This window comes from Oligella sp. HMSC09E12, from assembly GCF_001808505.1.
Taxonomy (GTDB): domain Bacteria; phylum Pseudomonadota; class Gammaproteobacteria; order Burkholderiales; family Burkholderiaceae_B; genus Oligella; species Oligella urethralis.
The window spans coordinates 20,505-30,384 of sequence record NZ_KV793585.1 but is presented as its reverse complement, the minus strand read 5'-3'; the positions used below and the strand labels follow the sequence as shown (position 1 = coordinate 30,384).

10 protein-coding genes and 1 tRNA gene are annotated in these 9,880 nt (G+C 45.9%); 3 read left to right on the top strand and 8 right to left on the bottom strand.

The window, feature by feature from the left end:
- Nucleotides 1–214: 214 nt before the first annotated feature.
- Nucleotides 215–1,300, top strand: coding sequence for a tyrosine-type recombinase/integrase (locus HMPREF3179_RS06820; protein WP_070470270.1), 1,086 nt, complete (start codon nt 215–217; stop codon nt 1,298–1,300).
- Nucleotides 1,301–1,316: 16 nt separating this feature from the next.
- Here the strand turns inward: HMPREF3179_RS06820 and HMPREF3179_RS06815 are convergent.
- Nucleotides 1,317–1,393: transfer RNA gene (locus HMPREF3179_RS06815), tRNA-Ile, on the bottom strand.
- A gap of 203 nt (nt 1,394–1,596) precedes the next feature.
- On the opposite strand from HMPREF3179_RS06815, the gene HMPREF3179_RS06810 reads away from it, so the two are divergent.
- Both HMPREF3179_RS06810 and HMPREF3179_RS06805 read left to right on the top strand, forming a co-directional pair.
- Nucleotides 1,597–2,499 (top strand): EamA family transporter, encoded by a 903-nt coding sequence (locus HMPREF3179_RS06810; RefSeq protein WP_018025798.1) that lies wholly within the window; start codon nt 1,597–1,599, stop codon nt 2,497–2,499.
- 47 nt (nt 2,500–2,546) lie between these two features.
- Complete coding sequence (locus tag HMPREF3179_RS06805) at nt 2,547–3,446, top strand: EamA family transporter (protein WP_070470267.1); 900 nt, start codon at nt 2,547–2,549, stop codon at nt 3,444–3,446.
- 25 nt (nt 3,447–3,471) lie between these two features.
- Here the strand turns inward: HMPREF3179_RS06805 and HMPREF3179_RS06800 are convergent, their stop codons facing one another.
- The 7 genes from HMPREF3179_RS06800 to sdhC all read right to left on the bottom strand — a co-directional run bounded on the left by HMPREF3179_RS06800 (nt 3,472) and on the right by sdhC (nt 9,853).
- Nucleotides 3,472–4,770, bottom strand: coding sequence for a Glu/Leu/Phe/Val family dehydrogenase (locus HMPREF3179_RS06800; RefSeq protein WP_070470265.1), 1,299 nt, complete (start codon nt 4,768–4,770; stop codon nt 3,472–3,474).
- 124 nt (nt 4,771–4,894) lie between these two features.
- Nucleotides 4,895–6,205, bottom strand: a complete 1,311-nt coding sequence (locus tag HMPREF3179_RS06795) for a citrate synthase (RefSeq protein ID WP_018025795.1) — start codon at nt 6,203–6,205, stop codon at nt 4,895–4,897.
- 38 nt (nt 6,206–6,243) lie between these two features.
- Nucleotides 6,244–6,507 carry an FAD assembly factor SdhE gene (locus HMPREF3179_RS06790; RefSeq protein ID WP_018025794.1) on the bottom strand — a complete coding sequence of 88 codons (264 nt, stop codon included), beginning with the start codon at nt 6,505–6,507 and terminating at the stop codon, nt 6,244–6,246.
- 32 nt (nt 6,508–6,539) lie between these two features.
- Complete coding sequence (locus HMPREF3179_RS06785) at nt 6,540–7,256, bottom strand: succinate dehydrogenase iron-sulfur subunit (RefSeq protein ID WP_026156762.1); 717 nt, start codon at nt 7,254–7,256, stop codon at nt 6,540–6,542.
- 15 nt (nt 7,257–7,271) lie between these two features.
- Nucleotides 7,272–9,050, bottom strand: coding sequence for a succinate dehydrogenase flavoprotein subunit (sdhA, locus tag HMPREF3179_RS06780; RefSeq protein WP_018025792.1), 1,779 nt, complete (start codon nt 9,048–9,050; stop codon nt 7,272–7,274).
- Between the two features lie 3 nt (nt 9,051–9,053).
- Nucleotides 9,054–9,437, bottom strand: coding sequence for a succinate dehydrogenase, hydrophobic membrane anchor protein (gene sdhD, locus HMPREF3179_RS06775; RefSeq protein ID WP_018025791.1), 384 nt, complete (start codon nt 9,435–9,437; stop codon nt 9,054–9,056).
- Nucleotides 9,437–9,853 (bottom strand): succinate dehydrogenase, cytochrome b556 subunit, encoded by a 417-nt coding sequence (gene sdhC, locus HMPREF3179_RS06770; RefSeq protein WP_018025790.1) that lies wholly within the window; start codon nt 9,851–9,853, stop codon nt 9,437–9,439. Before sdhC ends, sdhD begins: the two co-directional genes overlap by 1 nt.
- Between the last annotated feature and the right edge of the window lie 27 nt (nt 9,854–9,880).

Genomic DNA, 9,880 nt, shown 5'->3' with positions numbered 1-9,880 from the left:
TGCCTCCTGCCACAGTTTTCGTCACACGTTTGCTTAATGAAGTGGCTGAACTCTTAGGAGTCAGCTATTGGACGATTTACGCTAAGCGTCACGAATTAGGATTTAGACTGCCAGGTGGCCGTAAATGGTACATATGGCGCTCAGCACTTGATAATTTTGGAAATAAGCGTAACAATGTATTCCGATTATCTGTGCTGGCAAGAGAGGATACTTCATGCCAATATACAGAAAAAACAGCAACCAGAATGCCATCTGGTGGATTGACATCAGGACACCAGGCGGCAAAAGAGTTAGACGATCTACTGGCACAAGGAACAAAAAAGAAGCCCAAGAGTACCACGACCGCTTAAAAGCTGAATTGTGGCGAGAGAATAAACTAGGAGATAAGCCTGATTATACGTTTGATGAGGCTGCTATCCAGGTTTTAAAGTTAGCGGTCAGTGAGCGAGATTATGGTGTAAAAGCCAGGCACATTAGATACTGGCGCGACCACTTTGGTGGTAGAACATTAAGCTCTTTAACCGCACCGGAGATTATTAACTGCCTGCCAACGCATCAGTTGCCAAAGCCCGGTCCAAAGGGAAACTTAAAGTTAAGCAAAGCTACTCAAAACCGCTATCTTTCAACCATGTCTAGGCTACTAAACTTGGCTTACAAAGATGGCAGGATTGACAGGTTACCTCACTTAACAAAGTTTAAAGAAGCCCCAGTACGGGTTAGGTGGATCACTAGGGAGCAGGCTCAACTGCTGATTCAACAATTGAGTCAGCGCTGGATGAGAAATGCAGTAATTTTTGTATTATCAACAGGCGCTCGTGCAAATGAAATATTATCGCTTGAGTGGTCACAGGTTAATTTAAACGAAAAGGTTGCCTGGTTAACTGCTGACAAAACTAAATCAGGAAAGGCTAGGCCCATTCCTTTGAATGACGATGCCTGCGGTGTTTTAAAATCGTGTCAAGGTGATGATCCCCGTTGGGTTTTTGTAAGAAATACAACGGGGCAGAATCCTAAGACGATTAACCATAAGTCGTTTAATGCCGCCACAAAAGCTGTTGGACTTGATGATTTTCATTTTCACGATCTGAGACATACTTGGGCCTCTTGGCACGTCCAAGCCGGAACGCCTTTATTTGTCCTGAAGGAAATGGGCGGATGGGAAACATTGGAAATGGTTAAAAAGTATGCCCACCTCAATGCTACTCATCTGGCAGAATACTCATCTGCGGTCACCTTTTGGTCACCCCTTGATGATTTAGGGCAGAGAAAAAGCCACCTACAAATGGCTGTAAATGGCTAACTTATTGGCTTTCTAGTGGTCCCCCCAGCCGGACTTGAACCGGCGACCAAAGGATTATGAGTCCTCTGCTCTAACCAACTGAGCTACAGGGGGCTTTTGATACGTGCCTTAATCTAAAAAATCAAAGCACATCACTGGATGCATAGCAATTACGCTAAGCTGTTAATGATAGCTTAACTAGTTAATAAAATCAATTCACAATAGTCGCAACTTCAATTGCTATCTTTAACAAAAACGACTAGTATTAGTGATTAACTGGCTCATCCTCAATTTGTTCCTATCTTTTTGGTGTCGCTATGAGTTTAGCTTTGCGTCAATATCCCATGTGGGTTGGTATTCTGACCTTAGTGCTGTCAATTATCTCTTTATGCACCGGCACCTCATTTGCAAAAACACTCTTTTCAGAGGTCGGCGCAGTCGGAACAACGACCTTTAGGATTTTTTTCTCTGCCTGTATTTTATGGTTGATTTGGCGACCTTGGCGCATCCCCGTGACCCGCTCAGACTTAGCCACTATTGTGCCTTATGGTATCTGCATTGTGGGGATGAACCTACCCTTTTATCTGGCACTACAGAGCTTACCCGTCGGTATTGCGCTGGCGATTGAGTTTATTGGCCCCTTGAGTTTAGCTATTTATACGTCCAGAACACGTTTTGATTTTTTGTGGATTGCTTTTGCTGTCATCGGTCTATATCTGCTCCTTTGGCCAGATGCGGATTCGGAGCAATTAATCGCACTGGATTTAGTCGGTGTGATTTACGCTATTATTGCTGGGGCATTTTGGGCAGCCTATATCGTCTTTGGACAAAGAGCACGTCGTGTACATCCAGCGCATGTGACTGCCTATGGACTGACCATTGCTGCCATGATCATTTTGCCATTTGGTTTAATCAGCGGTGGTGCCAATATGTTTAATCCTAACCTCTTACTGTTCGGATTGAGCATTGCGGTGTTATCCAGCGCCCTACCCTATAGCTTAGAAGTCTTTGCGCTGCGGATTTTACCGGCCAAAACCTTTAGTATTATGCTGAGTTTGGAGCCTGCCGTGGGCGCATTAGCAGGCATCATTATCCTTGGCGAAGTGCTAGCAGCTAAGCAATGGCTCGCCATTTTACTAGTGGTCTGCGCTTCAGCAGGCTGCACGGCCACAGCGGTACGAAATAATCGCAAGGATAATACTAACAAAGCCGCCAATTAAGTAAAGCAGTAGCTCTACCGCGATATTAAATTTTAATATTAAACTATATGACTACATCACAGCGTCAATATCCCATGTCGCTAGGTGCGCTAGCGCTAGTACTATCGATATTTTCACTCTGCATCGGTAATTCGTTTGCAAAGGGATTATTCGAGGCTGCCGGCCCCGTGGGTGCTACCACCCTTAGACTATTGTTTTCCACCCTATTTATGATGCTGTTTTGGCGCCCTTGGCGCATTGCGTTAACCCGTTCAGATTTAGCGACAATTATCCCCTACGGTCTGTGCATGGTCGGCATGAACAGCACCTTTTATTTAGCCATTGACAGATTACCACTCGGGGTGACCTTAGCGATTCAATTTTCAGGGCCCTTGGCAGTTGCCGTCCTCTCCTCCCGTTCACGTATGGACTTTGTCTGGGTACTGCTGGCCTTGACTGGACTCTATTTACTCTTGTGGCCAGGTCACGCAGCAAATGATACGCTAAAACTTGACTCCATCGGCGTGGTCTATGCCTTGATTGCCGGTGCATTTTGGGGCATGTATATCCTCGTGGGGCGACGCGCACGTTTAATTCACCCAGGATTGATTACTTCCTATGGCTTTGCCACTGCCTCATTAATTATTTTGCCGATTGGGCTGATACAGAATGGTCCTCAACTAATTAATCCCACAGTATTATTATTCGGTCTAGGTATCGCCCTACTCTCTAGCGCCATTCCTTTTACCTTAGAGATCTTCTCACTGCGGATTTTACCCATAAAAACCTTCAGTATCATGGTGAGTTTAGAACCGGCCGTTGGTGCACTAACAGGGATTGTTATTTTAAATGAGTTCTTAGATTTGCGAGAATGGCTGGCGGTCATTTTAATCGTCAGTGCGGCAATTGGCACCACCGCTACCGCAGTACAGAGTGGCAGAAGAGAAAAACGCCGAGAACAAAAATAATCTTTGCTCTCGGCCTTAAGTATCATTAAGGGTACAAACCACGTACCTTGCGCTGCTCCAAAATACGCGTGCAAGCAATAATATAGGCTGCAGTGCGCATACTGACGCCGTGGTACTTGGCAGTTTCACGAATCGCACGGTAGGCCTCGCGCATCATGCGTTCCAGACGATGATTAATCTCGTCCACAGTCCAGAAAAAGCTGGAGAAGTCCTGTACCCACTCAAAATAACTAACGGTCACACCGCCTGCATTTGCCAGCACATCTGGCACGATAAAGACCCCCTTATCGCTCAGGATATCGTCTGCCGCTGGTGTGGTCGGACCATTAGCCCCTTCAACTAAAATTTTAGTTTTAACGCTATGCGCATTCTTCTCTGTTACTTGATTTTCCAAAGCGGCTGGGATCAACAAATCGGTCTCGGTCGCCCAAAATTCATCCACTGAAATCTCAGTTGCACCTTCAAAGCCCTTAATGCCGCCATGGTGTTCGACATGCTCAAGTAGCTTGTAAATATCAATGCCCTCTTCATTGGCCACGGTAGCCGTGTGATCTTGGAGTGCGATGACTTTGGCACCCGCTTCAAAAAATAAACGTGCCGCCGTGCCACCAACATTACCAAAGCCCTGTATCACAACTCGTGCACCCTGAAGGTCAATGCCTTGATCTCTCGCCGCTTCACAGGCAGCCACATACACACCACGCCCGGTCGCTTCCACTCGACCCAAACTACCGCCTAGCGCAATCGGCTTACCCGTGACGACGCCCGAGGTAGTATAGCCTTGGTTCATCGAAAAGGTATCCATCATCCATGCCATCACTTGTGGGCCAGTGTTAACGTCCGGCGCGGGTATATCCTTTAACGGACCGATAATGCTACCAATTTCAGAAGTATAGCGACGGGTCACGCGTTCAAGCTCTTTTTGGGAATAATTACGGGGGTCGATCCGAATACCGCCTTTGGCACCACCAAAAGGTAGATCCACGGCAGCACATTTAATCGACATCCAGCCAGCTAAAGCCATCACCTCGGATAGATTCACATCCTGATGGAAACGCACTCCGCCCTTACCCGGACCACGGATGGTATTGTGCTGTACACGATAGCCTTCAAAATGCGCAAAGCTGCCATCATCTAGCTCAATCGGCACGTCCACCACCATAATGGTTTTAGGGCGTTTCAAGGTTTCAATCCATGGGGACAAACTGCCCATATAAGGGGCAATACGATCAATTTGCTCTAAAAAAATACCCCAAGCACCTAAATCATTCTGATTTAAATAAGAGGGTAATGCATGCTTAGGAACGCTTGACTGTTGATCCACAAGACTCTCCAATTAATTTAAACGTGATGTTAGTACAGTAACAGATTTGCTCACTAATTACACCCAAAATAAAAATCCCCGAACATTTGCTCGGGGACTTCTGTATCACATGATGCCGTAGCGACTATCTAGCCGAAATCGGTGTTACATCACGCTTAGCTGCACCAATGTAGATCTGACGCGGACGACCGATCTTATAATCAGGATCGCCAAGCATTTCATTCCATTGAGCAATCCAACCAACCGTACGCGCCAAGGCAAAGATTGCGGTAAAGAGTGACGTTGGGATACCGATAGCACGCTGAACAATACCAGAGTAGAAGTCTACGTTAGGGTATAGCTTACGCTCAACAAAGTACTCGTCCTCTAGTGCAATACGCTCTAGTTCCATCGCGAGTTTGAATAAAGGATCGTTTTCCAAACCTAAAGCGGACAGTACCTCTTTACACGTTTCTTGCATTAATTTCGCACGTGGGTCATAGTTTTTATACACACGATGACCGAAGCCCATGAGGCGCGCAGGATTATTTTTATCCTTGACCGCTTCCATAAACTGGCCAACTTTTTCAATACCGCCATTGGCTTGAATTTCTTCAAGCATGGTCAAGCAAGCCTCGTTCGCACCACCATGCGAAGGACCCCACAAGCACGCCACACCCGCAGCAATCGCAGCAAATGGGTTGGTACCCGAAGAACCGCAAAGTCTGACTGTTGAGGTAGAGGCGTTTTGCTCGTGATCGGCATGAAGAATTAGGATACGGTCTAGCGCACGTTCAACCACCTCATTGACTTGATAATCTTCGCACGGCGTAGCAAACATTTGACGTAGGAAGTTACCACTATAAGATAAGTCGTTACGTGGGTAGATGTATGGCTCACCCTTGTTGTACTTATAGGCCATGGCAACCATCGTCGGCATTTTAGCAATTAAGCGAATCGCCGAAATCTCACGGTGACGCGGATTACTAATATCCGTTGAGTCGTGATAGAAAGCCGATAAAGCACCAACCAAACCAGTCAATACAGCCATCGGGTGAGCGTCACGACGGAAGCCGCGTAAGAAGAAGTGCATTTGTTCATTAACCATATTATGACGGTTAATCGATACATCAAACTCCTTCTTCTGCTCCGCATTTGGTAGCTCGCCATGTAAGAGTAAATAGCAAACCTCTAAGAAGTCGCAATTTACAGCCAGCTGCTCGATCGGATAACCACGGTAGAGTAACTCACCCTTATCACCGTCAATGTAGGTGATTGATGAGCCGCAAGAGGCTGTCGACATAAAACCCGGGTCATAAGTAAACTTGCCGGTTTGACCGTACAACTTACGAATATCCATCACATCAGGGCCGATGGTCCCCTCATAAATCGGCAGTTCGATGGATGGCGAACCGTCTGAAAAGCTTAATGTGGCTTTTTTATCGGATAATTGCATCTTGATTTTTTCCTTTTAAATAAGCGCTTAGACAGCGATTAGGCCTTGCGAATCAAGTGAACAAGTCGGCATATATTATCAGTGTGGTAGTCGCCTTCAGGTTCTTTTTTGCCTAATAAAATGTCTAATAGCTGGTTGTCGTCTAACGTAAACAAGTGTGTTAGCGATAATACATCTTCATCACTTAATTGCTCTTCATAAAGATCAAGAAAGTTCGTAAGAATTAAATCGTTTTCCAATAAACCGCGCCGTGCACGCCAACGAAGGCGTGCACGGGCAAGTTCAACCTCTGATATGCTCATTCCTTGTACTCTAACAAGTCAGTGTACAGTCACTAAACTGTACGACGAACTAACATCTCTTTGATCTTACCAATGGCGCGAGTCGGATTTAGTCCCTTAGGACAGGCATCCACGCAGTTCATGATGGTATGACAACGGAACAAGCGGTATGGATCCTCAAGATTATCCAAGCGCTCTGTGGTTGCTTCATCACGGCTATCAGCAAGCCAACGATAAGCTTGTAATAAACCCGCAGGACCCACAAACTTATCCGGATTCCACCAGAAAGAAGGACACGAAGTAGAGCAACAGGCACATAGAATACATTCATACAAGCCATCTAACTCTTCACGAGCTTGTGGGCTTTGTAAGCGCTCTTTTTCTGGTGGTGGCGTATTATTCACAAGGTATGGACGTACTGAATGATACTGATTGAAGAAGTATGTCATATCAACAATCAGGTCACGGATCACCGGAAGACCCGGTAGCGGACGTAATACAATCGGCTCTTTTAAATCATTTAAGTTAGTAATACACGCCAAGGTGTTTTTACCATTCACGTTCATCGCGTCAGAGCCACAAACACCCTCACGGCAAGAGCGACGAATTGAAATACTATCATCTACGTCATTTTTGATGCGTACAATAGCATCTAACAGCATTTTGTCAGTTGGCTTCAGCTCAACATCCAATTTCTGCATATATGGTCGCTCGTCCTTGTCCGGATCGTAGCGATAAATCTCAAATTTAACAATTCGTTTAGACATAATTTCAACCTATACCAATTAGAATGTACGTTTCTGAGGCTCAACTGTTTTAGCAGTTAAGGGTTTCATCTGAACCGGCTTATACTCTAAGCGACTGCCCTCTGAATACCATAAGGTATGCTTTAACCAATTCACGTCATCACGCTCAGGATAGTCATTTAGTGCGTGAGCACCACGACTCTCAGTACGTGCAGCGGCTGATGTGATGGTAGCGCGCGCAACCTCAATCATATTGGAAATCTCTAAGGCCTCTTGACGAGCCATGTTAAAGACTTTGGATTTGTCTTTAAAGTAAATGTGATTAGCACGCTCGGCGATTTCCTCGATTTGCTCAACACCCTCATTAAGCAGCTTTAAGGTACGGAATACGCCACAGTGGCTCTGCATCGAGATACGCATTGCATCACCTACTTCTTGCACTTTCTCACCGGAAGTACGGTTTTCAAGTTCACTTACACGTGCGATTGACTTATCAACGGCTTCTTTAGGTAGATCCTGGTGCGCTCTTTGCTTTTCTAAATGCTCAGACACTAAGTGATTACCAGTGGCTCGACCAAACACGATTAAGTCAAGCAATGAGTTAGTACCTAAGCGATTCGCACCATGTACCGAAACAGCTGCACACTCACCCACAGCGTAGAGACCATTAATCACCTTATTCTCGCCGTTAACATAGTCTAATACCTGACCTTGAATATTGGTAGGAAGACCACCCATCTGATAGTGGATTGTTGGCACCACAGGGATAGGATCTTTAATCGGGTCAACGTTACCAAAGCGGATTGCAATTTCACGAATCGATGGTAGACGCTTATTAATCACGTCTGCACCTAAGTGATCAAGCTTTAACAATACGTGATCTGCATTAGGACCACAGCCGCGACCCTCTTTAATTTCTTGGTCCATCGAACGTGAAACGAAGTCACGTGGCGCCAAGTCCTTAAGCGTCGGTGCATAACGCTCCATAAAGCGCTCACCGTCTTTGTTTAATAAAATACCGCCCTCACCGCGTACCCCCTCGGTAATCAGTACACCGGCACCAGCGACACCGGTTGGGTGGAATTGCCAGAACTCTAAATCCTGTAACGGAATACCGGCACGAGCCGCCATACCTAAACCGTCACCGGTATTAATAAAGGCGTTAGTCGAAGCAGCCCAAATACGGCCCGCACCACCCGTCGCTAATACGGTCGCCTTACCCTCTAAAATATAAATATCACCGGTTTCCATCTCAAGTGCTGTCACACCGAGTACATCACCGTCTTCGTTACGTAGTAAGTCTAAGGCCATCCACTCAACAAAGAACTGAGTGCGAGCCGCAACGTTACGCTGATATAAGGTGTGCAATAAGGCATGACCAGTACGGTCAGCTACGGCACAAGCACGTTGAACCGGCTTTTCACCATGATTCGCAGTGTGACCACCAAATGGACGCTGATAAATCGTACCGTCGGGGTTACGGTCAAATGGCATACCAAAGTGCTCTAACTCATACACCGCATTCGGTGCTTCACGGCAAAGGAACTCAATCGCATCCTGGTCACCTAACCAGTCGGAGCCCTTAACCGTATCATACATATGCCATTCCCAATGGTCCTCACTCATATTGCCAAGCGAAGCACTAACACCACCTTGAGCTGCCACCGTGTGCGAACGAGTCGGGAAAACTTTAGATAAAACAGCAACAGACAAGCCAGCCTGAGCTAATTGTAATGAACAGCGCATACCGGCACCACCGGCACCCACGACAACCACGTCAAATTGACGACGGGGTAAAGAAGAATGAATTGCAACCACGGCTTATAGACTCCAAAGAACACTAGCAAAATAAACGATCGAAGAGACTAACCACATCACAGTGAGTACCTGTAGCGCTAATCTAAGTTTGACACAGGTAATATAGTCCATCCAAATATCACGCACACCAACCCAGGCGTGATAAATCAGAGCAAAAAAGGCTAAGGATGTGGAGATCTTGCCGGCAGGAAAACCGCCAAACCAAGTAAAGGTAAATAGATTTACCCAAGAGTAATAATCAACTTTGGTAAAGAGAACTACTAATAAAAACAGAATTGAATACACGGCTAAGATAACCGCCGTCACACGCTGGATAATAAAATCCATCACGCCGTAACGAGCACCTACCGCACGACGTGTATGTCCATATTGTTCATAACGTTCCATTAGAGCACTCCAAACATTTTAATTGCAAAAATACAGGTCAATACTAAGCTGACTATCACCACAAGACGAGCACTCTTATGCGCTTCCGCTTTTTCTAAACCACGACCAAAATCTAAGGTTAAAAAGCGCACGCCGGCACAGAGGTGGTGCATAAAGCCCCATAACAACACTAATAAAATCAGCTTTAATAAAAAGCCACCAAAACCGCTACCCAACTCAGCAAAAGAGCCTGGTGAAGCAACGCTTGCTGCAAATAAAGGCACAAACACAATCGGCAACGCCAAGAACAAGAGCGCACCGCTGACACGATGCAAAATCGAGACCCTAGCAGCGAGCGGCTGCTTAAAGTCAACGGTAATATTCCTTACGCTGACATTGCGGAATTCGCGATAAGGCTTTTTTTGATTTTCAGACATAGTAAATTTACCCCTATCTTAGAAAGA

What these genes read in the sequence shown, in the direction of transcription:
- HMPREF3179_RS06820 (WP_070470270.1), top strand. Translation starts at nt 215, where the DNA reads ATGCCAATATACAGAAAAAACAGCAACCAGAATGCCATCTGGTGGATT.
- sdhD (WP_018025791.1), bottom strand. Translation starts at nt 9,437, where the DNA reads ATGGAACGTTATGAACAATATGGACATACACGTCGTGCGGTAGGTGCT.
- sdhC (WP_018025790.1), bottom strand. Translation starts at nt 9,853, where the DNA reads ATGTCTGAAAATCAAAAAAAGCCTTATCGCGAATTCCGCAATGTCAGC.
- HMPREF3179_RS06810 (WP_018025798.1), top strand. Translation starts at nt 1,597, where the DNA reads ATGAGTTTAGCTTTGCGTCAATATCCCATGTGGGTTGGTATTCTGACC.
- HMPREF3179_RS06805 (WP_070470267.1), top strand. Translation starts at nt 2,547, where the DNA reads ATGACTACATCACAGCGTCAATATCCCATGTCGCTAGGTGCGCTAGCG.
- HMPREF3179_RS06790 (WP_018025794.1), bottom strand. Translation starts at nt 6,507, where the DNA reads ATGAGCATATCAGAGGTTGAACTTGCCCGTGCACGCCTTCGTTGGCGT.
- HMPREF3179_RS06795 (WP_018025795.1), bottom strand. Translation starts at nt 6,205, where the DNA reads ATGCAATTATCCGATAAAAAAGCCACATTAAGCTTTTCAGACGGTTCG.